Below are 26,118 nucleotides of genomic sequence, written 5' to 3' on the forward strand. Positions count from 1 at the left end.
CCCTCTCCCGGCCAACTTCCCCTGGGCCACAGCAGTCGTGTTCCTGGGCGGCGCGCCGCCCGAAACGTCCGACGTCCGTACGGCCGCTGAACGCCTGTTGAGCGGCGGCTACAGGGTCGAGCGCAGCCACTGCTCCACGCTCGCGATGTGCACGGTCGCCCAGGACCGGGCCGCCTCCGCGTCGCGGTCCCGCAGCGCGCCCACGATCGCCCGGTGTTCGTGCAGGGTGCGGCTCACCGCGTCCTCCTGGGTCAGGCCGCGCCACACCCGCGCGCGCGTGGTCGGCCCGGACAGCCCGTCCAGCAGCGAGCACAGCACCGAGTTGCCGGACGACTGGACGATGCCCCGGTGGAACTCCAGGTCGCAGGCGACCAGCTGCTCCACCGAGGGCTGCGGTCCCAGCTCCTCCAACTGGGTGCTGAGCGCGTCCAGGGTCGCGTCGCTGATGTGCGCGCAGGCCATCGCCGTGGCCGCCGGCTCCAGGATGCGGCGGACCGCCAGGAACTCCAGCACCGTGTCGTCCCGGTGGAAGTCGACGACGAAACTCAGCGCCTCCAGCAGCAGCTGCGGATCGAGGCTCGTGACGTACGTGCCGTCGCCCTGGCGCACGTCCAGGATGCGGATCAGCGACAGCGCCCGTACGGCCTCGCGCAGCGAGTTGCGCGACAGGCCCAGCTCCGCCGCGAGCTCGCTCTCCTTGGGCAGCCGGTCGCCCGGCCGCAGCGCCCCGGAGACGATCATCCCCTTGATCTTCTCGATCGCCTCGTCAGTGACCGCCATCTTGTCCCTCCCCGCGTCGGACCCGCCCGGAATCGACGCGGCACCGCTTTCCGTACCGCCTCTGCGCCGCGTCAATACATCCGATGTCTGGCCCCATTATGGACCTGACGTGCCCCCAGTTCTCCCGGGTTCACACCTCTGCCGCGTTCCGGCGGCCGGGGCGCCGCCCGGTCGGCCGGTGTGGCCGAAACCTTACGGTCCGCCCCCGCCCGAGCCTCCGTCCGCGCCCCGGTCCGCCCGTACCCGGACCGGCGGCCGGGACGGTCCTTACTTGACGGCCGTACGCAGCGCCGACCGGTCCACGAGACCGTGCACTTTGCCGTCGAGCAGCACCACCGCGGCCTCGGCGGACTGCTCCTCCAGAGCCGCCAGCGCCGCCGCCGCGGACTCGCCGCGGCCCACCAGCGGCAGCGCGGGCGCCGCGTGGGACGCCACCGGGTCGTCCCCCTGCGCCGCCCCCGACTCGACCGCCGCGCGCAGCCGCTCCGCGGAGACCGCGCCGATCACCTCGGGCGCCATCACGGGCCGGTCCGGGCGGAGCGCGACGGTGGTCACCAGCACCGGGCCCGCCGCGTCCCGCGCCGCGGCGAGCGCCTGCTCGACGGTGTCGGTGGGGCGTACGTACGGGCCCACGGCCGTGATCCGGGCATCGCCCACCGAGGGCAGCGCGCCGTCCGAGTCCAGGAACCCCCAGCGCCGCAGCCAGCCGTCGTCGTGCACCTTGGAGAGGTAGTTGCGGCCCGAGTCCGGCAGCAGCACCACGACGAGGTCCTCGGGGCCGAGCCCGGCCGCGACCCGCAGCGCCGCGGCTACCGCGGTCCCCGCCGAGCCGCCGGCCAGCAGCCCCTCCTCGCGCGCCAGCCGACGCGCCGTGAGCAGCGACTCCCGGTCGGGGATCGTCTCGAACCGGTCGACGACCGACGGGTGGTAGGAGGACGGCCACAGGTCCTCCACCGTCTCCGGATGCACGAAGTGGCCGATGCTCTCCACGAAGTACGGGCGTCCGTCGCCGCCCGAGAAGACCGACGCCTCGGGGTCCGCGCCGACCACCGCGACCCGGCCGTCGCTGACCTCCTTGAGGTACTCGCCGGTCCCGGTGATCGTGCCGCCGGTGCCCACCCCGGCCACCAGGTGCGTGACGCGCCCCGCGGTCTGCCGCCAGATCTCCGGGCCCGTACCGCGGTAGTGGGCCAGCGGGTTGGCCGGGTTGTCGTACTGGTTGGCGTGCCAGGCGCCGGGGGTCCGCGCGGCGATGCGGGCGGCCGTCTCGTGCACATGGTCCGGGTGCTCGCGCGGCACGCCGCTCGGGCAGACGACGACCTCGGCGCCGTACGCGCGCAGCAGCGCGATCTTCTCGCCGCTGCTCTTGTCGGGGATCGCGAAGACACATCGGTAGCCGCGCTGGGCGGCGACCATGGCCAGTCCGGCCCCGGTGTTGCCGGAGGTGCCCTCGACGACGGTGCCGCCGGGCCGCAGCAGTCCGGCCTCCTCGGCGGCGTCGATCATGGCCACGGCGGCGCGGTCCTTCACGCTGCCGCCCGGGTTGACGTATTCGAGCTTCGCGAAGACGGGGGCGGTCAGGGCGCCGGTCACGCGGTTGAGCCGGACCAGGGGGGTGCCGCCGACCGCGTCGACCAGAGATGCGTACACGTCCATGCCCGGATCGTAGGCGCAACCGTACGCGGCAGGGGAGGGCCGCCCGTCCCGGGCGGCCCTCCCCTCATCGACTGTCCGGGCGTCAGCCCTTCTTGTCCAGCAGGTCCTTGACCTTGGCGCGGACGTCCTCGGTGTCCAGACCGCGGATCGTCAGGGTCGTGCGGCGGCGCAGCACGTCGTCCTCGGTCTCGGCCCACTCGTGGTCGCGGGCGTAGACGGCCTGCGCCCAGATCTCGGGGGCCTCGGGGTGGATGCGCTCGGCCAGCTCCGGGTTCTCGTTCGCCATGCGGGCGATCTCGAAGGACAGCGAGCCGTAGTGCGTGGCCAGGTGGCGCGCGGTCTCCGGGGCCATCCGGACGCCGCCCGCGCCGCCGTCGACCAGCAGCCGGTGGGTGACCGCGTCGGGGTTGGCGATGCCCGGCAGCGGCATGTGCTTGGGCAGCTGCGAGATGGGCTCCATCTCGCTGCCGAGCGGGTGGCCCGGGAGCTGCGCGAGCTTGTTCATCACGGTGCGGCCGATGTGCCGGAAGGTGGTCCACTTGCCGCCGGCGATCGACAGCATGCCGCCGCTGCCCTCGCTCACGACCGTTTCGCGCTTGGCCTTGGAGGTGTCGCCGGGGCCGCCCGGCAGCACCCGCAGACCGGCGAAGGAGTACGTGATCAGGTCGCGGGAGAGCTGCTGGTCGCGGACGGAGAACGCGGCCTCGTCCAGGATCTGGGATATGTCCTTGTCGTTGACGCGGACGTCCGCCGGGTCGCCCTCGTACTCCTCGTCGGTGGTGCCGAGCAGCAGCTGGTCCTCCCAGGGGAGGGCGAAGGTGATGCGGTACTTGTCGATCGGGGTCGCCAGCGCCGCGTTCCAGGGGGAGGTGCGCTTGAGGACCAGGTGCGCGCCCTTGGACAGGCGGATGCTGGGGGCCGCGTTCTTGTCCTCCATCGCGCGGAGGTGGTCCACCCAGGGGCCGGTGGCGTTGAGCACCAGGCGGGCGTCGACGCCGAACTCGGCGCCGTCCATGCCGTCCTTGAGCTCCGCGCCGGTGACCTTGCCGTGCGTGAAGCGCAGGCCGGTGACCTCGGCGTGGTTCAGGACGGTCGCGCCGGCCTCGACCGCGGCCCGTACGGTCATCAGCGCCATGCGGGCGTCGTTCATCTGGCCGTCGCCGTAGACCGCGACCGCCTTGAGGTTGTCGGTCCGCAGCTCCGGCACGTCACGCGCGGCCTTCTCGGCGCTGATGACGTGGCCGACGCCGTCGCGGAAGGCGGACAGCGCGGAGTACGCGAAGACGCCCGCGCCGAGCTTGGCCGCGCCGTGCGGGCCGCCCTTGTAGACCGGCAGGTAGAAGGTCAGCGGGTTGGACAGGTGCGGGGCGACGTCGTGGGAGACGGCGCGGCGCTCGAAGTGGTTCTCGGCGACGAGCTTGACGGCGCCGGTCTGGAGGTAGCGCAGGCCGCCGTGGAGCAGCTTGGAGGAGGCGGAGGAGGTGGCGCCGGCGAAGTCGCCGGCATCCACCATGGCCACCCGCAGTCCGGACTGCGCGGCGTGCCAGGCAACGGTGATGCCCAGAATGCCGCCGCCGATCACCAGGAGGTCGTACGTAGCCTTGGACAGCTGTTCCCGGGTCTCGGCGCGGCTCGGGTTCGAACCGGCAGCCGGGTGCGTCCCGAGGGCCGGGACGCTCTGCAGGGTGCTCATGATTACTCCTCGTCCTCGATCCAGCCCATGGTCCGCTCGACGGCCTTGAGCCAGCTCTTGTACTCGCGGTCACGCGTGGCCGCGTCCATCCGGGGGGTCCACTCGGCGGCCCGGCGCCAGTTGGCGCGCAGGGCGGCGGTGTCCGGCCAGAAGCCGACGGCGAGGCCGGCGGCGTAGGCCGCGCCGAGGCAGGTCGTCTCGGCGACCATCGGGCGCACCACGGGGGCGTCCAGGAAGTCCGAGAGGGTCTGCATCAGCAGGTTGTTGGAGGTCATACCGCCGTCGACCTTGAGCGAGGTCAGCTCGACGCCGGAGTCCTTGGTCATGGCGTCGGTGATCTCGCGGGTCTGCCAGGCGGTGGCCTCAAGCACGGCGCGGGCGATGTGCGCCTTGGTGACATAGCGGGTCAGGCCCGCGATGACGCCGCGCGCGTCGGAGCGCCAGTACGGGGCGAAGAGGCCGGAGAAGGCGGGCACGAAGTACGCGCCGCCGTTGTCGTCGACCGAGCTGGCGAGGGTCTCGATCTCCGCCGCGCTCTTGATCAGCCCCATCTGGTCGCGCATCCACTGCACCAGCGAGCCGGTGACGGCGATCGAGCCCTCAAGGGCGTAGACCGGCTTCTCGGTGCCGATGCGGTAGCCGACCGTCGTCAGCAGGCCGTTGTAGGAGTTGACGGGCTCTTCACCGGTGTTCATCAGCATGAAGGTGCCGGTGCCGTAGGTGGACTTGGCCTCGCCCTCGGAGAAGCAGGTCTGGCCGAACAGGGCCGCCTGCTGGTCACCGAGCGCGGAGGCCACCGGCACACCGTCCAGCGCGCCGCCCTTGGCGGTGCCGTACACCTCGGCGGAGGAGCGGATCTTCGGCAGCACCTCGGCCGGGATCTGCATGGAGGTGAGGATCTTCGGGTCCCACTCCAGGCCGCGCAGGTTCATCAGCATGGTCCGGGAGGCGTTGGTGACGTCGGTGACGTGCACGCCGCCGTCGGTGCCGCCGGTGAGGTTCCAGATGACCCAGGAGTCCATGGTGCCGAAGAGGATCTCGCCGCGCTCGGCGCGCTCGCGCAGGCCCTCGACGTTGTCGAGCATCCAGCGGATCTTGGGGCCGGCGAAGTAGCTGGCCAGCGGGAGGCCGGTCTCGCGGCGGAAGCGGTCCTGGCCCACGTTGCGGCCGAGCTCCTTGCAGAGCGCGTCGGTGCGGGTGTCCTGCCAGACGATGGCGTTGTGCACGGGCTCGCCGGTGGCCTTGTCCCACATCAGCGTGGTCTCACGCTGGTTGGTGATGCCGATGGCCTTGACGTCGGCGGCGGTGATACCCGCCTTCTCGACGGCGCCCGCCACCACGTGCTGGACGTTGGCCCAGATCTCGGCGGCGTCGTGCTCGACCCAGCCCGGCTTCGGGAAGATCTGCTCGTGTTCCTTCTGCTCGACGGCCACGATGCGGCCGTCCCGGTCGAAGACGATGCAGCGGCTGGACGTGGTGCCTTGGTCGATCGCGGCGATGAACGGGCCGCTGGTGTGTGCGTCGGTCACGGTGTGCTCCTGGAAGTTCTGTGGTCTCGGCGGGGGCTCAGGCGAAGGCCAGCTGGTAGATCCCGCCGGCGAGTGCGCCGCCGAGCAGCGGGCCGACGACGGGGATCCATGCGTAGCCCCAGTCGGAGCCGCCCTTGTTGGGCAGCGGCAGCAAAGCGTGCACGATGCGGGGGCCGAGGTCACGTACCGGGTTGATGGCGTAGCCGGTCGGGCCACCCAGCGAGAGGCCGATGCTGGTCACGACGAGAGCCGTCATGAGCACGCCGGTTCCGGAGACGCCCAGGCCCTTGGTGAGGCCCTGGGTGAGGATCGCGAGGACGAGCACGGTAGTGGCGATGATCTCGGTGGCGACGTTCTGCACCACGTTGCGGACCTCGGGGCCGGTGGAGAAGATCCCGAGCACCGGGCCGGCCTTGGGGGCGGCCGACTTGTCGACCATGCCCTCCTGGCCGTTGTGCTCGGCCAGCACCTCGGGGTCGGTGAGGTGGGCCTTGAAGAGGCCGTAGTACGAGACCCACATCAGCACCGCGCCGATCAGGGCGCCGAGCAGCTGGGAGCCGAAGTAGAGCGGTACGTCGCTCCACTTGGTCGTGCCCTCGATGGCCAGGCCGATGGTGACGGCCGGGTTGAGGTGGGCGCCGGACCGCTGGGCGATGTAGGCACCGGTCAGAACGGCGAAGCCCCAGCCGAAGGCGATGGCGACCCAGCCGGCCTGGAAAGCCTTGGAGCGCTTGAGGGTGACGGCGGCGCAGACGCCGCCGCCGAGCAGAACCAGTACGGCGGTGCCGATGGTCTCGCCAGTGAAGATATCGGAGCTGGACACAGTGACTCCTTTGTCCTTCGTCCAGATGGACACCGAGAACGCCGTACCCCGGGTCCCTCCGGTGGTCCGCGCCCTCGGTGAGGGCGGGTCGGCCCGCGGCAATGTCCACCATAGCGAATATTGTCGTTAGGTGTTCGACAATGCCGACCGACGAACGGCAGTTTTGTTCACTGTTAAGTGCCCGTCAAGAGTCATGTGACCGAAAACTCTCAGCCATGCAGACGTAACTTTTCGGTCGAACGAGCGAGCCGAAGAGTGTCGGAAGCCGTCAGAAAGGGCGTCGGAAGTCGTCAGAAACGGCCCGCGCCGAGGTCGCGCGAGATGGCGCGGGCGCAGTCCCGTACGGCCGCGACCAGCTGCGCCCGCAGCTCGCCGTCCTCGCACACCCGCTCCACCGCGCCGGTGATCCCGACCGCGCCCACCGGCATCCGCCGCCGGTCGTGGATGGGGGCGGCCACCGAGGCGACGCCGTCCCAGGTCTCCTCCACGTCCGAGGCCCAGCCGCGGGCCCGGGTGAGGTCCAGCACATTCTCGAAGTCGGCGAGGGCGGTGACGGTGCGGGCGGTGAACGCCTCGCGCTCGGCCTCGGCCGCCTCGCCGTGCGCCACCGGGTCGTACGCGGTGACCACCTTGCCCAGCGCGGTGCTGTGCAGCGGCTGCATCGCGCCCACCTCCAGCACCTGACGGCTGTCGTCGGGACGGAAGACATGGTGGATGACCAGCACGCCCTGCTGGTGCAGCACGCCCAGGTAGACGCTCTCGCCGCTGGCGCGCGCCAGGTCGTCGGCCCACACCAGGGCGCGGGCGCGCAGCTCGTGCACGTCGAGGAAGCTGTTGCCCAGCCGCAGCAGTTCCGCGCCGAGCTGGTAGCGGCCCGAGGCGGGGTCCTGCTCGACGAAGCCCTCCTGTTGCAGGGTGCGCAGAATGCCGTGGGCGGTGCCCTTCGCGAGCCCCAGCGAGGAGGCCACGTCGGAGAGGCCCAGGCGGCGCTCGCCACCGGCCAGCAGGCGCAGCATCGCCGCTGCCCGTTCCAGCGACTGGATGGTCCGAGCCACTGCGCAACCTCCTCCACAAGCCGTTCGACAATGCTGAACACTATCGGTCGATGCCGACCCAGCGGTACCCATACGGGCCCGGCCAATATTCATCGTGCCGCCGTACAGCCGCCGTACAGCCCCCGCCCGGAGACCGCCCGGAGACCGTCCGCCTCGTGGGACGCCCCATACCGCAGCCGGTGCCGCCCGCTACCCTGGCCGGGTGCGCCGTCCACCGGAGGGCGCAAAGCCGACAGCCGTCGCAACCCTGGGAGCAGTTCCATGGCTTTGAAATCGCCATCCTCCGCAAGCGCAGCCCGAGCAGCCGAACTCCGTGAGGCGCTCGCCTCGCGAGTGGTGGTGGCGGACGGGGCGATGGGCACGATGCTCCAGGCGCAGGATCCGAGCATGGCCGACTTCCAGGACCTGGAAGGCTGCAACGAGATCCTGAACGTCACCCGCCCGGACATCGTCCGTTCGGTGCATCAGGAGTACTTCGCCGTCGGCGTCGACTGCGTCGAGACCAACACCTTCGGTGCCAACCTCGCAGCCCTCGGCGAGTACGACATCCCCGAGCGCGTCTTCGAGCTCTCCGAGGCCGGCGCGCGCATCGCCCGCGAGGTCGCGGACGAGTTCGCCGCCGACGGCCGCCCGCGCTGGGTGCTCGGCTCCGTGGGCCCCGGCACCAAGCTGCCGACGCTGGGCCACGCCCCGTACCCGGCGCTGCGCGACGCCTACCAGCAGAACGTCGAGGGCCTGATCGCGGGCGGCGCGGACGCCATCCTGGTGGAGACCACCCAGGACCTGCTCCAGACCAAGTCCTCGGTGATCGGCGCCCGCCGGGCGCTCGCGGCCACCGGCGCGGATCTGCCGCTGCTCGTCCAGGTGACCGTCGAGACCACCGGCACCATGCTGCTCGGCTCGGAGATCGGCGCGGCGCTGACCGCGCTGGAACCGCTCGGCATCGACATGATCGGCCTGAACTGCGCCACCGGCCCCGCCGAGATGAGCGAGCACCTGCGCTACCTCTCCCGGCACGCCCGTACCCGCGTCTCGGCCATGCCCAACGCCGGCCTGCCGGTGCTGGGCAAGGACGGCGCGCACTACCCGCTCTCCCCGGGCGAGCTGGCCGACGCGCACGAGACCTTCGTCCGCGACTACGGGCTGTCGCTGATCGGCGGCTGCTGCGGCACCACCCCCGAGCACCTGCGGCAGGTCGTCGAGCGGGTACGCGGCATGGAGCCCTCCGCCCGGCGCCCGCGCCCCGAGCCGGGCGCCGCCTCCCTCTACCAGACCGTGCCGTTCCGCCAGGACACCGCCTACCTCGCGATCGGCGAGCGGACCAACGCCAACGGCTCGAAGAAGTTCCGCGAGGCCATGCTGGCCGAGCGCTGGGACGACTGCGTGGAGATGGCCCGCGACCAGATCCGCGAGGGCGCGCACCTGCTCGACCTCTGCGTGGACTACGTGGGCCGGGACGGCGTAGCCGACATGGCGGAGGTCGCCGGCCGGTTCGCCACCGCCTCGACCCTGCCCATCGTGCTGGACTCCACCGAACCCGCCGTACTCCAGGCGGGGCTGGAGAAGCTGGGCGGCCGGGCGGTCCTCAACTCCGTCAACTACGAGGACGGCGACGGTCCCGAGTCGCGCTTCGCGCGGATCACCACGCTGGCGGCGGAGCACGGCGCCGCCCTCATCGCGCTGACCATCGACGAGAAGGGCCAGGCGCGCACCCCCGAGGAGAAGGTCGCGGTCGCCGAGCGCCTCATCGCGGACCTCACCGGCAACTGGGGAATCCTGGAGCCGGACATCCTCATCGACTGCCTGACCTTCACGATCTGCACCGGCCAGGAGGAGTCCCGCAAGGACGGCATCGCCACCATCGAGGCGATCCGGGAGCTCAAGCGCCGCCACCCCGACGTGCAGACCACGCTCGGCCTGTCCAACATCTCCTTCGGCCTGAACCCGGCCGCCCGGATGGTGCTCAACTCCGTCTTCCTCGACGAGTGCGTCAAGGCCGGCCTGGACTCGGCGATCGTGCACGCCTCGAAGATCCTGCCGATCGCCCGGCTGGAGGACGAGCAGCGCGAGGTGGCCCTCGACCTGATCTACGACCGGCGGCGCCCCGCAGAGGGCGACGAGCCCGCCTATGACCCCCTCCAGCGGTTCCTGGAGCTCTTCGAGGGCGTCGACACGAAGTCGATGAAGGCCGGCAAGGCCGAGGAACTGCTCGCGCTGCCGCTGGACGAGCGGCTCCAGCGCCGCATCATCGACGGCGAGAAGAACGGCCTGGTTGCCGACCTCGACGAGGCGCTCACCGTCCGCCCGGCGCTGGAGATCGTCAACGACACGCTGCTGGCCGGCATGAAGGTCGTCGGCGAGCTGTTCGGCTCCGGCCAGATGCAGCTGCCGTTCGTCCTCCAGTCCGCCGAGGTGATGAAGACGGCGGTCGCCCACCTCGAACCGCACATGGAGAAGTCGGACGACGACGGCAAGGGCACGATCGTGCTGGCCACCGTCCGGGGCGACGTCCACGACATCGGCAAGAACCTCGTCGACATCATCCTGTCCAACAACGGCTACAACGTCGTCAACCTCGGCATCAAGCAGCCCGTCTCCGCGATCCTGGAGGCCGCCGCGGAGCACCGGGCCGATGTGATCGGCATGTCCGGGCTGCTGGTCAAATCCACGGTGATCATGAAGGAGAACCTGGAGGAGCTCAACCAGCGCAACATGGCCGCCGACTTCCCCGTCATCCTCGGCGGCGCCGCGCTGACCCGCGCGTACGTGGAACAGGACCTGCACGAGATCTACGAGGGCGAGGTGCGCTACGCCCGCGACGCCTTCGAGGGGCTGCGGCTGATGGACGCCCTCATCGCCGTCAAGCGCGGCGTGCCCGGCGCCACCCTCCCCGAGCTCAAGCAGCGCCGCGTCCCCCAGCGCGAGACGCCCCTCCCGGAAGCGCCGGAGGACACCGACGAGGGGCCCGTACGCTCCGACACGGCCATCGACAACCCCATCCCCGTCCCGCCCTTCTGGGGCACCCGGGTGATCAAGGGCATCGGCCTCAAGGACTACGCGTCCTGGCTGGACGAGGGCGCCCTGTTCAAGGGCCAGTGGGGCCTCAAGCAGGCCCGTACGGGCGACGGGCCCAGCTACGAGGAGCTGGTGGAGAGCGAGGGCCGGCCTCGGCTGCGCGGCTGGCTGGACAAGCTGCACACCGACAACCTCCTGGAAGCCGCCGTGGTCTACGGCTACTTCCCGTGCGTCTCCAAGGGCGACGATCTGATCCTGCTGCACGAGGACGGCAGCGAGCGCACCCGCTTCACCTTCCCGCGCCAGCGCCGCGGCCGCCGGCTGTGCCTGGCGGACTTCTTCCGGCCGCAGGAGTCGGGGGAGACGGACGTGGTGGGCCTTCAGGTCGTCACCGTCGGTTCGAAGATCGGCGAGGCCACCGCGGAGCTCTTCGGCTCCAACTCCTACCGCGACTACCTGGAGCTGCACGGCCTGTCCGTACAGCTGGCCGAGGCCCTCGCCGAGTACTGGCACGCGCGGGTACGGGCCGAGCTCGGCTTCGCGGGCGAGGACCCCGCCGAGGTCGAGGACATGTTCGCGCTCAAATACCGCGGAGCGCGCTTCTCGCTGGGTTACGGGGCCTGCCCCGAGCTGGAGGACCGGGCGAAGATCGCGGCGCTGCTGGAGCCCGAGCGGATCGGCGTGGAGCTCTCGGAGGAGTTCCAGCTCCACCCCGAGCAGTCCACGGACGCGATCGTCATCCACCACCCCCAGGCCAAGTACTTCAACGCACGCTGACCGGGGCCGCGGCCGGAGCCCCGCCCGCAGCCGGAGCGCACGCCGGCCCCGGGCAGGGCGAGGACCGCGCGCCGGCCGCGCCCGGGGCCGCGGACCGCGCGCCGGGACGATTCACCGCAGACACTGAGCACCCTCTGAGCACCCGACGTACACTTATCGGTCCGGTAAAGGCCGGTCGTCTTCCCTTCGGGGACGGCGGCCGGCCTTCTCGTCCCTTCTGTGAGGTGTGTGCGGATGACCAGCAGCATCCCCGCCGTCGACACCCGTACGGCCGAAGACTCCGCCCTGCAGGCCGTGCTGCTCGACATGGACGGCACCCTGGTCGACACCGAGGGCTTCTGGTGGGACGTGGAGGTCGCGGTCTTCGCGGAGCTCGGGCACACGCTCCTCGACGAGTACCGCGAGGTGGTCGTCGGCGGTCCGATGACGCGCAGCGCCGCGTATCTGATCCAGGCCACCGGCGCGCGGATCGCCCTCGCCGAGCTGAGCGTGCTGCTCAACGCGCGGTTCGCCAAGACGATCGTCGGCGGGGTGCCGCTGATGCCCGGCGCGCGGCGGCTCCTCACCGAGCTGGCCGCCCACCGGGTGCCGACCGCGCTGGTCTCCGCCTCGCACCGGCAGATCATCGACCGGGTGCTCGGCACGCTCGGGCCGGAGAACTTCACGCTGACCGTCGCCGGCGACGAGCTGGAGCGTACGAAGCCCCACCCGGACCCCTATCTGCTCGCCGCGGCCCGGCTCGGCGTGGACCCCGCCCGGTGCGCCGTGGTGGAGGACACCGCCACGGGCGTGGCCGCGGCGGAGGCGGCCGGGTGCCGGGTGGTGGCGGTGCCGTCGCTCGCGCCGATCCCCGCCGCGGCCGGGCGCAGCGTCGTCGGTTCGCTGGAGGAAGTCGACCTGACTTTCCTCCGGTCGCTGATTACAGCAATGCACTGACCGGGTACTGAGCGTGGGCCGGGTAATGACGCTGAGGAACGCTCGGCGCAGGGCCGCTTATTTTGCGTGACTAATAGGTCGTCCGAATTGCAGGACGGCGCAACCTTTTCGGGGGAGTGAGGTTTATCACGGACAGCGGCGTCGACAAGGTGGGTGGTGGTCGTCGCGACACCCCCGCAAACCGGTCTTGGAGCACCCTTGTGTCCCGATTGATGATCTCGCGTACGAATCGTTCCGGCGTCCGGATATCGGTGAATCGCCGCCCGTTATCGGGGCGTGATATCAGCTCAACTCGGCCGCGTTCCAGAGTTGCTGGCCGCGCGCACTAATGTCTTCGCGAGTACTTCACCACTGACCCTGTGGCCAGCGCACCCGACGTCGGTATGGTCCCGGGATCGATCGCAGGGAGAGCCCCGACAATGAACCGCAAGACGCTGGTGCTGCCGACCGTGGTGGGCCTCTTGGCCCCTGTGCTCGTCGCCTGTGGCGGGTCCGGCGGTGCCGGCAAGGATGGCGGTGCCATCGTCATCGGCAGCACGGACCGGTTCGAGCTGTCGAAGGACACCCCAGCGCCCTTCGACCCGGCCGAGGTGTACGACATCGCCGGCCTGACCGTGCTGCGCAGCACCTTCCAGACGCTGCTGAGGCTGCCGCGCTCCGGCACCGAACCGGTCCCGGACGCCGCCTCGAAGTGCTGGTTCGGCGACCGCAAGAACGAGCAGTTCCGCTGCAAGCTGCGCGATGGCCTGAAATTCTCCAACGGTCACGACCTCACCGCCAAGGACGTGAAATTCTCGATCGACCGCGTCCGGAACATCAACTTCAAGAACGGCCCGGCCTCGCTGTTCGACAACGTCGACCGGGTGGAGACGCCCAACGACCACGAGGTCGTCTTCCACCTCAAGAGCTCCGACGCCACCTTCGCGCAGAAGATCTCCACGCCGGCCGGCGGCATCGTCGACAGCGAGGTCTACGACGGCAAGAAGGTCCGCGACGGCTACGACCTCGTCGGGTCCGGCCCGTACACGATGAAGGCCGAGGAGTCGGGCGGCCGGGTCACCAAGGCGGTCTTCTCGAAGAACCCGAACTACAAGGGCGGGCTGAAGCTCCAGAACAACAAGTCCGAGATGCGCTTCTTCGAGAGCTCCACCTCGATGGAGAAGGCGCTCAAGGCCGGTGACATCGACGTCATGAACCGCTCCATGTCGCCCGAGCAGATCACCCGGCTGCGCGCCTCCACGGCCAAGGACATCAACATCGTCGAGTCGCCGGGGCAGGAGATCAGCTTCCTGGCCTTCAACACCAACGACCCCTCGGTGAAGAACAAGGCGGTGCGCCAGGCGATGGCGCAGGTGATCGACCGGCAGGCGCTGACCCGCGACGACTACGGCCGTACGACCGTGCCGCTGTACTCGCTCGTCCCCAGCGGCATCACCAGCCACCAGAACTCCTTCTCCAACAAGTACGGGACGATGCCCAGCACGGAGAAGGCGCGCTCCACCCTCCAGTCGGCGAACATCAGCACCCCGGTGCCGCTCACCCTCACGTACACCACGGACCACTACGGCGAGGCGACCGCCAAGGAGTTCAAGGGGCTCCAGGACCAGCTCAACGGCAGCGGGCTCTTCGACGTGAAGATCCAGGGCGTCGAGTGGTCCAAGTTCCGCCCCGCGAGCATCAACGGCGAGTACAGCGTGTACGGCATGGGCTGGTTCCCCGACTTCCCGGACCCGGACAACTTCATCGCCCCGTTCTTCGGCCAGGGCAACTTCCTCAAGTCCCCCTACCGGAACCCGAAGATCACCGACAAGCTCATCCCGGACACCCGGCAGGAGGCGCGCCGCGACGCCGCGGCCCCGCTGTTCCAGCAGGCCCAGGACATCGTCGCCGACGACGTGCCGATCCTGCCGCTGTGGCAGGGCAAGCAGTACGTGGCCGCGCGCGAGAACATCACCGGCGTGGAGTGGGCGCTCAACTCCTCCTCCCAGATCCAGCCCTGGGAACTCGGCCGCGGCGTCTGAGCCACCGCGGGACAGCCACACCCCAGCACAATGGCCGACGGCCCGCTTCTCCAAGCGGGCCGTCGGCCATTTCCCATGTCCCCGCCGCGGGCGCGGGGACCCCTGCCGCTACTGCGCGCCGGGGCGCACCAGCCCGCTCTCGTACGCGTAGACCGCGGCCTGCACCCGGTCCCGCAGCCCCAGCTTGGTCAGCACATGCCCCACATGCGTCTTGACCGTCGTCTCGCTCACGAACAGGTCCGCGGCGATCTCCGCGTTCGACAGGCCACGCGCCACCAGCTTGAGCACCTCCACCTCGCGCTCGGTCAGCGTGTCCAGCGTGTCCGGGACCTTCTCCTCACCGGACGGCAGATGCCCGGCGTACTTGTCCAGCAGCCGCCGCGTGATGCTCGGCGCGAGCATCGCCTCGCCGCCCGCCACCACCCGGATCGCCTGTACGAGCTCGTCGGCCGGGGCGTCCTTGAGCAGAAAGCCGCTGGCCCCCGCGCGCAGCGCCTCCACCACGTACTCATCGAGGTCGAAGGTGGTCAGCACCAGCACCTTCGCCGGGCCGTCCCGGCCCGGCCCGGTGATCTGCCGGGTCGCCTCCACGCCGTCCATCCGGGGCATCCGGATGTCCATCAGCACCACATCGGGCTGCAGCGCCCGCACCTGATCGAGCGCCTGGAGGCCGTCACCGGCCTCGCCGACGACCGCGAGATCCTGCTCGGCCTCCAGGATCATCCGGAAACCGGTGCGCAGCAGCGGCTGGTCGTCGACCAGTAGGACGCGGATAGCCACAGGGACTCTCTCCTTCGCTAGATCTGCCCCATTCTGCCTTGCGGCACCTGCCCCGAAGCCACTGACCCGGCCTCCCCGGCACCCGCGACCGGCAGCGGATAGGGCGGCGGCGTGCCGCCGAACTCCGGGCACACGGCCTGGTGATCGCACCAGCCGCACAGCTTGCTCGGCCGCGGCCGCCAGTCACCCGTCTCGGTCGCCAGGGCGATCGCCTCCCACAGGGCGAGCAGCTTGCGCTCGACCCCCAGCAGGTCCGCCTCGGTCGGGTCGTACGTCAGCACATCGCCGCTGCCCAGATAGACCAGCTGGAGCCGGCGCGGCACCGCGCCCCGCAGCCGCCACATCACCAGCGCGTAGAACTTCATCTGGAACAGCGGCTCCGACTGGTACTGCGGAGCCGGGGCCTTGCCCGTCTTGTAGTCCACGAGCCGCACCTCGCCGCTGGGCGCGACATCGACCCGGTCGATGAAGCCCCGCAGCGTCAGCCCCGAATCGAGCACCGTCTCCACATACAGCTCCCGGTCGGCGGGCTCCAGCCGCGTCGGGTCCTCCAGCGTGAACCACCGGTCCACCAGCCGCTCCGCGTCGCCCAGCCACCCGGCCAGCCGCTCCCCCCGCGGATCGTCCTCGAACAGCTCCGCCAGCTCCGGCCGCTTGGCGAGCAGCTTCTCCCACTCACCCGGCACCATGGCCCGCGCGCCCTCGGCCGTACGCTCCACCGCCGGCGCGTCGAAGAGCCGCTCCAGCACCGCGTGCACCACCGTGCCGCGCGTCGCCGCGGCGCTCGGCTTCTCCGGCAGCTTGTCGATCACCCGGAAGCGGTAGAGCAACGGGCACCGCATGAAATCGCCCGCACGCGACGGTGACAGCGCCGTGGGCCGTTCGGCTGACGCGGTCCGGAGCGCGGTCGGCCGGGCCTGCGGAGTCTTCTCGGTGCTCGTTCCCATGCCGCAGACCCTACGGCCCCCCACTGACAGCGAGCCGCATACCATCGACGGCAGACCGCCTCGCACTGCATGATCGTGGAAACGCACCAGGCGGGTGCGGGGCAGAGCGCCGACGAGGGGACACTGTGGAGAACAGCGGGCAGGGCCAGTCCGGCGGGGGAGCGGGCCCCCAGGCCGAGGAGCCCAAAGAGCCCGAAGGCCGCAAGCCGCGCCGCCCGCGCGAGCGGGGCGGCGGCATCCTCATGGGCCGCCCCTTCGGCGTACCGGTCTACGTCGCCCCCAGCTGGTTCCTGGTCGCCGCCCTCATCACCTGGGTCTTCGGCGGCCAGCTCGACCGGGTCCTGCCCGAGCTCGGCCGGGCCCGCTACCTCGTCTCGCTCTTCTTCGCCGTCGCCTTCTACGCCTCGGTCCTCGTCCACGAGCTCGCCCACACCGTCGCCGCGCTGCGCTTCAAGCTCCCCGTCCGCCGCATCCAGCTCCAGTTCTTCGGCGGCGTCTCGGAGATCGAGAAGGACGCCGAGACGCCGGGCCGCGAATTCGTCCTCGCCTTCGTCGGCCCCCTGCTCTCGCTCGTCCTCGCCGGCGTCTTCTACCTCGGCATGCAGACCGTCGAGCCCGGCACCGTGCCCGGCGTGCTGCTCGCCGGGCTGATGATCTCCAACCTGATCGTCGCGATCTTCAACCTGCTGCCCGGGCTGCCGCTCGACGGCGGCCGGATGCTCCGCGCCGTCGTCTGGAAGATCAGCGGCAACCCGATGACCGGCACCGTCGCCGCCGCCTGGGTCGGCCGGGGCCTCGCGGTGGCCGTCCTGGTGGGGCTGCCGCTGCTCACCCAGGCGGGCAGCCTCGGCGACGAGACCGAGAGCTTCGGCGGCGTCGACTCGCTCACCGACGCCCTGCTCGCCGCGATCCTCGCCGCGATCATCTGGACCGGCGCCGGCAACAGCCTGCGCGTGGCCCGGCTGCGCGAACGCCTCCCGGGACTCACGGTCCGTACGCTCACCCGGCGGGCCGTCCCCGTGGAGGCCGCCACCCCCCTCTCCGAGGCGCTGCGCCGCGCCAACGACGCCGGGGCCCGCGCCCTGGTCGTCGTGGACGCCACCGGCGCCCCGAACGCCGTCGTCCGCGAGTCCGCCATCGTCGGCGTCCCCGAGCACCGGCGCCCCTGGGTCGCCGTCAGCGGCCTGGCCCAGGACCTCAAGGACGGCATGCGGGTCTCCGCCGAGCTCGCCGGCGAGGAGCTCTTGGACACCCTGCGGACCACCCCCGCCACCGAGTACCTGGTCGTCGAGGAGACCGGCGAGATCTACGGCGTGCTCGCCACCTCCGACGTCGAGCGGGCCTTCGTCGCCGCCATGGCCCGGCCCCAGCAGTAGGGACCGCGGGAGTGACGGCCCGCGACCCCAGGTAGGCTGGTCACATGTCCGAACCGACCGGTGCCGCCCGCCGTCGCGGCCCCTTCCAGGTCGGGGACCAGGTCCAGCTCACCGACCCCAAGGGACGCCACTACACCTTCACGCTCGAAGCCGGGAAGCAGTTCCACACCCACAAGGGTGCCTTCCCGCACGACGAGCTGATCGGTGCTCCCGAGGGCAGTGTTGTCCGAACCACGGGAAACGTCGCCTACCTCGCGCTGCGCCCCCTGCTCCCCGACTATGTCCTGTCCATGCCGCGCGGAGCCGCCGTGGTCTACCCCAAGGACGCGGGGCAGATCCTGGCGATGGCCGACATCTTCCCCGGCGCCCGCGTCGTCGAGGCAGGCGTCGGCTCCGGCTCCCTGAGCAGCTTCCTGCTGCGCGCCATCGGCGATCAGGGCATGCTGCACTCCTACGAGCGCCGGGCCGACTTCGCCGAGATCGCCACGCAGAACGTGCAGCGCTACTTCGGCGCCCCGCACCCCGCCTGGACGCTCACCGTCGGCGACCTCCAGGACAACCTGTCCGACACCGAGGTCGACCGGGTGATCCTCGACATGCTCGCCCCCTGGGAGTGCCTGGAGGTCGTCTCCAAGGCGCTCGTGCCCGGCGGCATCCTCTGCGCGTACGTGGCCACCACCACGCAGCTCGCCCGCACCGTCGAGGCGATCCGCGAGCACGGCACCTTCAACGAGCCGTCGGCCTGGGAGACCATGGTCCGCACCTGGCACGTCGAGGGCCTGGCCGTACGCCCCGACCACCGCATGATCGGGCACACCGGCTTCCTGCTCACCGCCCGCCGCCTCGCGGACGGCGTGGAGCCGCCGCTGCGCCGCCGCCGCCCCGCGAAGGGCGCCTACGGCGACGACTACACGGGCCCGGGGAGCCAGAGCGGCTCCGCCGAGCGCTGACGCCCGGCACGCCCCCTACGCACGACCGGCCCCGCCCACCGAATCCCGCGCCGGCGGAACTCGGGGGCGGGGCCGACGCGTTGGAAGGGCACCAGCTACGCCGGACTCGGTGGTTCCACGGCGTCATGCCATGTGGCACGATGCTGGACACCCCGACGGCACAGCTCTCACAGGAGTCATCCCGCGTGCAGCCCCTGGCAGGCACTGGGCCCTTCCCCGCGCCCGGCACTGACCCTTCCCACGCCCGTACCCGCCCCGTGCACTGGGTCGCGACCGCCGCCGCGCTCGCCCTCGTCGTCGCCGGCGCGGCCTTCGTCCAGCCCGCGGACGCCACGGCTACTACATCTGCACCACATCCCGGTACGCCGCCTGCCGGAGCGCCCGATGCGCACGCGGCGCACTATCCGGTCGACTGCGGCCAGGCGGAGGTGGACGTCGTGGCGAAGGGCTCGGCCGACTTCGACGGCGACGGGCGGCCCGAGACCGTCGCCGTGGTGCGCTGCCACGCGGCAGGGGGCACCCCGCCGAGCGGCGTGTACGCGCTCGCGCAGCCGGCCGCGGAGGGCGGGCGGCCCCGGGTCGAGGCGACGCTCCTCGACCCGGCGCAGCGGATGAGCGTCATGGACTTCCGAGTGACGGGGGCCACCGTCTCGGCTACCCTGCTCGGCTACTCCTCGAAGGACGTGCCGCGCTGCTGCCCCGACAAGCAGCGCGGGGTCAAGTGGCAGTGGAAGGGCGGGAAGTTCGCCCTCACCGCGCTGCCCGTCCCGGGCAGCGTCTGACGGCCACAGGCCGACCGGTCACAGCGAGTGTGTGCCGGTCACACGGTGTCGTCGCGCGCCGCCTCAGTCGGCGTCGGGTCCGTAGACCTCGACCTGGTCCGCGACCCGGCGCACATGGATGCAGTCGCCGGGGCACTCCTTCGCCGAGTCCCGCACGTCGTTCAGCAGCGGCAGCGGGACGGGCGTTGTGGCCCCCTTGTCCTGGAGCAGTTCGTCCCCGGCGCTCTTGACGTACGCGAGGCCGTCGATGTCGAGCTCGAAGACCTCCGGGGCGTACTGCGCGCAGATTCCGTCACCGGTGCACAGATCCTGATCGATCCAGACCTCAAGATCCTCGGTGCTTTCCCGGGCTTCGTCCTGCACGGTCATCTCGCCTGCCGTTCCCTGCGTCGCGCGTTAAATCTTGCGGTAAGTCGTGCCAGCCCTGACGGGTGTTGACCGACTCGACGATACAACCGCTCGCTTTCCGATGTTGTTGGGTGGGTATTCCCCTCAGGTAAGGACGTGCGCAAGGGTGAAGATCGGACACACCCCGACCGGGTTTGTGATCTAGGGGTTTCAACCTGCACCGGCCCAGGTAGGGTCAGGAAGCGTCCAGCTCCCCTTGGAGGAGGTGAGGACCGTGGCAGCCCACGACGACGACATCAACCGCGGCATCCGGCCGGGGCGAGGGTCTGAGGACCCCGCCGGCCAGGTTGCCTATCTTGAGCAGGAGATCGCCGTCCTGCGGCGCAAGCTCGCCGACTCGCCGCGTCATACGAGGATTCTCGAAGAGCGGATCGTCGAGCTGCAGACCAACCTGGCCGGTGTGTCCGCTCAGAACGAGCGGCTCGCCAACACGCTCCGTGAGGCCCGCGACCAGATTGTGGCCCTCAAGGAGGAGGTCGACCGGCTCGCGCAGCCGCCGGCCGGCTTCGGGGTCTTCCTGCAGGCGAACGAGGACGGTACGGCCGACATCTTCACCGGCGGCCGCAAACTCCGCGTGAATGTCAGCCCGAGCGTCGAACTCGAAGAGCTGAGGCGTGGCCAGGAGGTCATGCTCAACGAGGCGCTCAACGTGGTCGAAGCCATGGAGTTCGAGAGCGCCGGGGACATCGTCACCCTCAAGGAGATCCTTGAGGACGGCGAGCGGGCCCTGGTGATCGGGCACACCGACGAGGAGCGGGTGGTGAGGCTCGCCGAGCCGCTGCTGGACATCACCATCCGGCCCGGCGACGCGCTGCTGCTCGACTCCCGATCCGGCTACGTCTACGAAGTCATCCCGAAGAGCGAGGTCGAGGAGCTCGTCCTCGAAGAGGTCCCGGACATCGACTACACGAAGATCGGCGGCCTGGGCAACCAGATCGAGCTGATCCGTGACGCGGTCGAGCTGCCCTACCTCTACCCCGACCTCTTCAAGGAGCACGAACTGCGGCCGCCCAAGGGCGTGCTGCTGTACGGCCCGCCCGGCTGTGGCAAGACGCTGATCGCCAAGGCCGTCGCCAACTCCCTTGCCAAGAAGGTGGCCGAGGTCACCGGAAAGCCCGCGGGGAAGAGCTTCTTCCTCAACATCAAGGGCCCGGAGCTGCTCAACAAGTACGTCGGCGAGACCGAGCGGCACATCCGCCTCGTCTTCCAGCGGGCCAGGGAGAAGGCCAGCGAGGGCACCCCGGTCATCATCTTCTTCGACGAGATGGAGTCGCTCTTCCGCACCCGCGGCTCCGGCGTCAGCTCGGACGTGGAGAACACCATCGTCCCGCAGCTGCTCGCGGAGATCGACGGCGTGGAGGGCCTGGAGAACGTCATCGTCATCGGCGCCTCCAACCGCGAGGACATGATCGACCCCGCGATCCTGCGCCCCGGCCGGCTCGACGTGAAGATCAAGATCGAGCGCCCCGACGCCGAGGCCGCGAAGGACATCTTCACGAAGTACCTGACCCCGACCCTGCCGATCCACACGGACGACCTGGCCGAGCACAGCGGCTCGGGCGCCTCCGCGGTCTCCGGCATGATCCAGTCGGTCGTCGAGCAGATGTACGCGGAGTCCGAGGAGAACCGCTTCCTGGAGGTCACGTACGCCAACGGCGACAAGGAAGTCCTTTACTTCAAGGACTTCAACTCCGGAGCGATGATCCAGAACATCGTGGACCGGGCCAAGAAAATGGCGATCAAGGCATTCCTCGATCACAACCAGAAGGGCATCCGCGTCGCTCACCTGCTCGCCGCCTGCGTGGACGAGTTCAAGGAGAACGAGGACCTGCCCAACACCACCAACCCGGACGACTGGGCCCGTATCTCCGGCAAGAAGGGCGAGCGGATCGTCTTCATCCGCACGCTGGTCACCGGAAAACAAGGCGCGGACACCGGCCGTTCCATCGACACGGTGGCCAATACCGGCCAGTACCTGTAACACCGCCGTCCGGCTGCGGATGTCCTGCACGGGGCGTCCGCGGCCGGACGTATTTTTCGCCTCAACCAATCTCGGCCGATCTCGACGGGCGCCGACGCATCCCGCCGCAGTTCCGGGGCCTATTTCCACCGACATTCAACCGACTCCGACGAGCCGCACCGAACTTCAACGAAGCAGCCGCAGCGAAATCCGGACGCCGTCGAAGGACCGGACCCGAGGAATGACTGTAATGATCTCCCCACCGCCGCAAAGCCGTTCTAGGCTCTGCGGTACCGCCGCGAAGCGCAGTGGGGGATCGGGACCGCACACGGACCGGAAGCGCAGCGGTACTTGAGCGCCTACCCCATCGGGGGGCGCCGCCGGGCAAGGAGGGCCGCATGACCGTACGGCGAGTAATGGGCATCGAGACGGAGTACGGGATCTCCGTCCCTGGCCACCCGAACGCCAATGCCATGCTCACCTCGTCCCAGGTCGTCAACGCCTACGCGGCGGCGATGCACCGGGCGCGGCGAGCCCGCTGGGACTTCGAGGAGGAGAACCCGCTGCGGGACGCCCGGGGCTTCGACCTCGCTCGGGAGACCGCCGACTCCAGCCAGCTCACCGACGAGGACATCGGCCTGGCCAATGTGATCCTCACCAACGGCGCGCGGCTGTACGTGGACCACGCGCACCCCGAGTACAGCTCCCCGGAGGTCACCAACCCCCGCGACGCCGTCCTGTGGGACAAGGCGGGGGAGCGCATCATGGCGGAGGCCGCCGAGCGCGCGGCGGGCCTGCCCGGGGCCCAGCCGATCCACCTCTACAAGAACAACACCGACAACAAGGGCGCGTCCTACGGCACGCACGAGAACTACCTGATGAAGCGGGAGACCCCGTTCTCGGACATCGTGCGCCACCTGACGCCGTTCTTCGTCTCGCGTCAGGTCGTCACGGGCGCCGGGCGCGTCGGCATCGGCCAGGACGGCCACGAGCAGGGGTTCCAGCTCAGCCAGCGCGCCGACTACTTCGAGGTCGAGGTGGGCCTGGAGACCACTCTCAAGCGGCCCATCATCAACACCCGCGACGAGCCGCACGCCGACGCCGAGCGCTACCGCCGACTGCACGTCATCATCGGCGACGCCAACCTCTCGGAGATCTCCACCTACCTCAAGCTCGGCACCACCGCGCTGGTCCTGTCGATGATCGAGGACGGTTTCATCACCGCCGACCTCGCCATCGACCAGCCCGTGCGCACCCTGCACCAGGTCTCGCACGATCCCTCCCTGCACCATCTGATCACGCTGCGCAGCGGCCGCACGCTGACCGCCGTACAGCTCCAGATGGAGTACTTCGAGCTGGCCCGCAAGTACGTCGAGGACCGCTACGGCGTGGACGCCGACGAGCAGACCAGGGACGTGCTCACCCGTTGGGAGGACGTGCTGAACCGGCTGGAGCACGACCCGATGAGCCTGGCCGGCGAGTTGGACTGGGTCGCCAAGCGCGAGCTGCTGGAGGGCTACCGGCGCCGCGACGGCCTGGACTGGGACGCCGCCCGGCTGCAGCTGGTGGACCTCCAGTACGCGGACGTACGGCCCGACAAGGGGCTCTACAACCGCCTCGTGGCCCGCGGCAGGATGAAGCGGCTGCTGGACGAGGGCGACGTCGGGCGGGCCCGTACGAAGCCGCCGGAGGACACCCGCGCGTACTTCCGCGGCCGCTGCCTGGAGCAGTACGCGGACGACGTCGCCGCGGCCTCCTGGGACTCGGTCATCTTCGATCTCCCGGGCCGTGACTCCCTGCAACGGGTCCCCACCCTGGAGCCGCTGCGCGGCACCCGCAACCACGTCAAGGAGCTCCTGGACCGGTGCCGTACGGCCGAGGAACTGGTCCGGGTGCTGTCCGGGGGCTGAACCGGGGCTGAAAGGGCCGGCGTATGGGAATCATCGAGGTGGTTCCCGGACGTTGGGGAAGTAAAGGGCCAATGTCGGACCCTGCTTGTAGGGTCTGATCAAGTGCATCGAACCGAGCGGGGTGAGGTAGATGGCGACCAAGGACACCGGCGGCGGACAGCAGAAGGCGACGCGTTCCACCGAGGAGGTCGAGGAGCAGGCGCAGGACGCGCAGGCTGCGGAGGACCTCAAGGAGCGGCAGGAGAAGCTGTCGGACGACGTGGACTCTGTTCTGGACGAAATCGACGACGTACTCGAAGAGAATGCCGAGGACTTCGTACGCTCGTTCGTTCAAAAGGGTGGACAGTAGTCCAAGGATATGAACGCCGAGCTCAAGCGGTGCCCTCGCTGTGAGGCATCCCTGCCTCGTGAAGCCTTTGGCCGGCGCGGCGGGCGGGATGATGGTCTGCGGGGCTACCGCAAATCCTGCGCCCGTGAATACGCGACGTCATGGGAACGGCGGAAGCGGCAAGAGCGCCGTGAGTTCAAGAACCCCGCTGTACCTGTGGGGTTCGAGCGTTGCCGCAGGTGCGGCGAAGCCGAGGATCACGGTGAGTGGCACCGCGATGCGACGGCCTCCGGCGGCCTGCCGACGCGCTGCACAGCGCGCCGGGCCGTCGAGGGGCGAGCGAATCATCCGAGGCGTCAGTACGGCATTACCGAAACCGAGCGCGACGAGACGATCGCCGCGCAGATGAATATCCGCGTGATCTGTCTCAACGCCCCAGCCGCGCATGTGGATCACCGCCATCAGACGGGTAGGGTCCGTGGCGTACTGTGCTTCAACTGCAATTCGGCCATCGGCAAGTTGGGAGACGATCCCGGCACCATGCGTCGGGCCATCGCATACCTGGAAGGAAACGCGTGGAAGCCAACACTCGTAGTTCAGGGCGTCTGCCGGCTGCCTTCCTGACGCCCGGCTCGTCCTCGTTCATGGACTTCCTGACCGAGCACTCTCCGGGGATGCTGCCGGGCAACCGGGAGCTGCCGTCCGTACAAGGCGCGATCGAGCTGCCGCACGGCACCACCATCGTCGGGGCGACGTTCCCGGGCGGCGTGGTGCTCGCCGGCGACCGGCGGGCGACGATGGGCAACATCATCGCGCAGCGCGACGTCCAGAAGGTCTTCCCGGCCGATGAGTACTCGGCCGTCGGCATCGCCGGCACGGCCGGGCTGGCCGTGGAGATGGTCAAGCTCTTCCAGCTGGAGCTGGAGCACTTCGAGAAGGTCGAAGGCGCCACCCTTTCGCTGGAGGGCAAGGCCAACCGCCTCTCCACCATGATCCGCAGCAACCTCGGCATGGCCATGCAGGGCCTCGCCGTGGTGCCGCTCTTCGCGGGCTGGGACGCCAACCGCGAGAAGGGCCGGATCTTCTCCTACGACATCACCGGCGGGCGGTCCGAGGAGTACGGCTTCGCGGCCATCGGCTCCGGCTCCGTATTCGCCCGGGGAGCGCTGAAGAAGCTCTACCGCGAGAACCTGACGGAGAGTCAGACCATCACGCTCGTCACCCAGGCGCTGTACGACGCCGCCGACGACGACTCGGCGACCGGCGGGCCGGACCTGGCGCGCCGCATCTACCCCGTCCTCACCGTGATCACCGACGAGGGGTTCCGGAGGCTGACCGAGGGGGAGGCGTCCGAGGCCGTCCGCGCGATCCACGAGCACCGGCTCCAGGAGCCGGACGGCCCGCGGGCCGAGCTGCTCTAGCGCCGCGGAGCTGCCGGAATGTTCCCCAGCCGCCGCTGGGCGGTCCCCCAGCCACTGACAGAAAGGGACGGATAGCCGGTGTCGACGCCGTTCTATGTCTCACCCCAGCAGGCCATGGCCGACCGCGCCGAGTACGCCCGCAAGGGCATCGCGCGCGGCCGCAGCGTCGTCGTGCTCCAGTACGCCGACGGCATCGTCTTCGTCGCCGAGAACCCGTCCCGCGCGCTGCACAAGGTCAGCGAGATCTACGACCGGATCGCCTTCGCCGCGGTCGGCAAGTACAACGAGTTCGAGAATCTGCGGATCGCCGGCGTGCGCTACGCGGACCTGCGCGGCTACACCTACGACCGGCATGATGTGACGGCCCGTGGCCTAGCCAACGTCTACGCCCAGGCGCTGGGCACCATCTTCTCCAGCGCCGCCGAGAAGCCCTACGAGGTCGAGCTGATCGTCGCCGAGGCCGGGGACGGCCCCGAGGACGACCAGATCTACCGGCTGCCGCACGACGGCTCGATCGTGGACGAGCACGGCTCCGTCGCGGTCGGCGGCAACGCCGACCAGATCAGCAGCTATCTCGACCAGCGGCATGTGGACGGCATGACGCTCGGCGAGGCGCTCAAGCTCGCCGTCGAGTCCCTGTCCCGGGACAACAACGGCGGGGAGCGCACGCTGACCGCCGAGCAGCTGGAAGTGGCGATCCTGGACCGCACGCGGCCGCAGCAGCGGAAGTTCAAGCGGCTGCTGGGCCGTCAGCTGACCCGGCTGCTCGCGGACGGCGACGCCGCCACGGACGCCGATGACTCCTCGGACTCGGACGCCGAGGAGTAACCGGCGGCGGACCGGCCCCGGTCCCCGGTGTGGGCGGGGGGGGGGGGGGGGAAGGAAGACAGGAGAGAAAGAAAGCAACCAGGGGAGGGAGGGGGGGGGGGGGGGGGGAACGGTAAATCATGCGAAAAACGCAAGCCAACCGT

21 protein-coding genes are annotated in these 26,118 nt (G+C 70.1%); 12 read left to right on the forward strand and 9 right to left on the reverse strand.

Annotated features, from left to right (window positions below; all coding sequences use genetic code 11):
• Positions 1 to 108: 108 nt before the first annotated feature.
• The 6 genes from AC07AB_RS23545 to AC07AB_RS23570 all read right to left on the reverse strand — a co-directional run bounded on the left by AC07AB_RS23545 (position 109) and on the right by AC07AB_RS23570 (position 7,536).
• Positions 109 to 780, reverse strand: coding sequence for a FadR/GntR family transcriptional regulator (locus tag AC07AB_RS23545; RefSeq protein WP_478570002.1), 672 nt, complete (start codon positions 778 to 780; stop codon positions 109 to 111).
• A gap of 267 nt (positions 781 to 1,047) precedes the next feature.
• The gene (locus tag AC07AB_RS23550; protein ID WP_478570004.1) at positions 1,048 to 2,436 is read right to left on the reverse strand and encodes a pyridoxal-phosphate dependent enzyme; all 1,389 of its coding nucleotides are present in this window, start codon (positions 2,434 to 2,436) and stop codon (positions 1,048 to 1,050) included.
• An 82-nt stretch (positions 2,437 to 2,518) separates the two neighbouring features.
• Positions 2,519 to 4,129 carry a glycerol-3-phosphate dehydrogenase/oxidase gene (locus AC07AB_RS23555; protein WP_478570005.1) on the reverse strand — a complete coding sequence of 537 codons (1,611 nt, stop codon included), beginning with the start codon at positions 4,127 to 4,129 and terminating at the stop codon, positions 2,519 to 2,521.
• A gap of 2 nt (positions 4,130 to 4,131) precedes the next feature.
• The gene (gene glpK / locus AC07AB_RS23560) at positions 4,132 to 5,658 is read right to left on the reverse strand and encodes a glycerol kinase GlpK (protein WP_478570007.1); all 1,527 of its coding nucleotides are present in this window, start codon (positions 5,656 to 5,658) and stop codon (positions 4,132 to 4,134) included.
• Between the two features lie 37 nt (positions 5,659 to 5,695).
• Complete coding sequence (locus AC07AB_RS23565; protein WP_478570009.1) at positions 5,696 to 6,481, reverse strand: MIP/aquaporin family protein; 786 nt, start codon at positions 6,479 to 6,481, stop codon at positions 5,696 to 5,698.
• 290 nt (positions 6,482 to 6,771) lie between these two features.
• Positions 6,772 to 7,536, reverse strand: a complete 765-nt coding sequence (locus AC07AB_RS23570) for an IclR family transcriptional regulator (protein ID WP_478570011.1) — start codon at positions 7,534 to 7,536, stop codon at positions 6,772 to 6,774.
• A gap of 261 nt (positions 7,537 to 7,797) precedes the next feature.
• On the opposite strand from AC07AB_RS23570, the gene metH reads away from it, so the two are divergent.
• The 3 genes from metH (at position 7,798) to AC07AB_RS23585 (ending at position 14,285) form a co-directional block, all read left to right on the forward strand.
• Positions 7,798 to 11,328: a methionine synthase gene (gene metH, locus AC07AB_RS23575; RefSeq protein WP_478570013.1), complete on the forward strand. Its 3,531-nt coding sequence runs from the start codon at positions 7,798 to 7,800 to the stop codon at positions 11,326 to 11,328.
• A gap of 234 nt (positions 11,329 to 11,562) precedes the next feature.
• The gene (locus AC07AB_RS23580) at positions 11,563 to 12,264 is read left to right on the forward strand and encodes an HAD family hydrolase (RefSeq protein WP_478570015.1); all 702 of its coding nucleotides are present in this window, start codon (positions 11,563 to 11,565) and stop codon (positions 12,262 to 12,264) included.
• A gap of 419 nt (positions 12,265 to 12,683) precedes the next feature.
• Positions 12,684 to 14,285 carry an ABC transporter substrate-binding protein gene (locus AC07AB_RS23585; protein ID WP_478570017.1) on the forward strand — a complete coding sequence of 534 codons (1,602 nt, stop codon included), beginning with the start codon at positions 12,684 to 12,686 and terminating at the stop codon, positions 14,283 to 14,285.
• A gap of 108 nt (positions 14,286 to 14,393) precedes the next feature.
• Here AC07AB_RS23585 and AC07AB_RS23590 read toward each other — a convergent pair whose 3' ends face one another.
• Positions 14,394 to 15,065, reverse strand: coding sequence for a response regulator (locus AC07AB_RS23590; protein ID WP_478570019.1), 672 nt, complete (start codon positions 15,063 to 15,065; stop codon positions 14,394 to 14,396).
• A 17-nt stretch (positions 15,066 to 15,082) separates the two neighbouring features.
• Positions 15,083 to 16,012: a RecB family exonuclease gene (locus tag AC07AB_RS23595; RefSeq protein WP_478570021.1), complete on the reverse strand. Its 930-nt coding sequence runs from the start codon at positions 16,010 to 16,012 to the stop codon at positions 15,083 to 15,085.
• 125 nt (positions 16,013 to 16,137) lie between these two features.
• On the opposite strand from AC07AB_RS23595, the gene AC07AB_RS23600 reads away from it, so the two are divergent.
• From AC07AB_RS23600 to AC07AB_RS23610, 3 genes are all read left to right on the forward strand, one after another.
• Positions 16,138 to 17,388, forward strand: coding sequence for a site-2 protease family protein (locus AC07AB_RS23600; RefSeq protein ID WP_478570023.1), 1,251 nt, complete (start codon positions 16,138 to 16,140; stop codon positions 17,386 to 17,388).
• 44 nt (positions 17,389 to 17,432) lie between these two features.
• Complete coding sequence (locus AC07AB_RS23605; protein ID WP_478570025.1) at positions 17,433 to 18,338, forward strand: tRNA (adenine-N1)-methyltransferase; 906 nt, start codon at positions 17,433 to 17,435, stop codon at positions 18,336 to 18,338.
• 185 nt (positions 18,339 to 18,523) lie between these two features.
• Entirely contained in the window at positions 18,524 to 19,120 is a 597-nt protein-coding gene (locus AC07AB_RS23610; RefSeq protein WP_478570026.1) for a hypothetical protein, read from the forward strand.
• A gap of 63 nt (positions 19,121 to 19,183) precedes the next feature.
• Here the strand turns inward: AC07AB_RS23610 and AC07AB_RS23615 are convergent, their stop codons facing one another.
• Positions 19,184 to 19,489 carry a ferredoxin gene (locus AC07AB_RS23615; protein WP_478570028.1) on the reverse strand — a complete coding sequence of 102 codons (306 nt, stop codon included), beginning with the start codon at positions 19,487 to 19,489 and terminating at the stop codon, positions 19,184 to 19,186.
• Positions 19,490 to 19,742: 253 nt separating this feature from the next.
• On the opposite strand from AC07AB_RS23615, the gene arc reads away from it, so the two are divergent.
• The 6 genes from arc (at position 19,743) to prcA (ending at position 25,975) form a co-directional block, all read left to right on the forward strand.
• Positions 19,743 to 21,509, forward strand: coding sequence for a proteasome ATPase (gene arc, locus AC07AB_RS23620; protein WP_478570030.1), 1,767 nt, complete (start codon positions 19,743 to 19,745; stop codon positions 21,507 to 21,509).
• Positions 21,510 to 21,886: 377 nt separating this feature from the next.
• Positions 21,887 to 23,398 carry a depupylase/deamidase Dop gene (gene dop / locus AC07AB_RS23625; RefSeq protein ID WP_478570032.1) on the forward strand — a complete coding sequence of 504 codons (1,512 nt, stop codon included), beginning with the start codon at positions 21,887 to 21,889 and terminating at the stop codon, positions 23,396 to 23,398.
• 130 nt (positions 23,399 to 23,528) lie between these two features.
• Positions 23,529 to 23,747 (forward strand): ubiquitin-like protein Pup, encoded by a 219-nt coding sequence (locus tag AC07AB_RS23630; RefSeq protein ID WP_018848997.1) that lies wholly within the window; start codon positions 23,529 to 23,531, stop codon positions 23,745 to 23,747.
• Positions 23,748 to 23,756: 9 nt separating this feature from the next.
• A complete protein-coding gene (locus AC07AB_RS23635) occupies positions 23,757 to 24,350 on the forward strand; it encodes an endonuclease VII domain-containing protein (RefSeq protein WP_478570034.1) in 594 nt (197 codons plus the stop codon).
• Positions 24,302 to 25,147 carry a proteasome subunit beta gene (gene prcB / locus AC07AB_RS23640; protein ID WP_478570036.1) on the forward strand — a complete coding sequence of 282 codons (846 nt, stop codon included), beginning with the start codon at positions 24,302 to 24,304 and terminating at the stop codon, positions 25,145 to 25,147. The genes AC07AB_RS23635 and prcB overlap by 49 nt, the downstream gene beginning before the upstream one ends.
• 78 nt (positions 25,148 to 25,225) lie before the next feature.
• Positions 25,226 to 25,975, forward strand: coding sequence for a proteasome subunit alpha (gene prcA, locus AC07AB_RS23645; RefSeq protein ID WP_478570038.1), 750 nt, complete (start codon positions 25,226 to 25,228; stop codon positions 25,973 to 25,975).
• Positions 25,976 to 26,118 lie beyond the last annotated feature (143 nt).

The organism is Streptomyces sp. NPDC044033 (genome assembly GCF_056434425.1).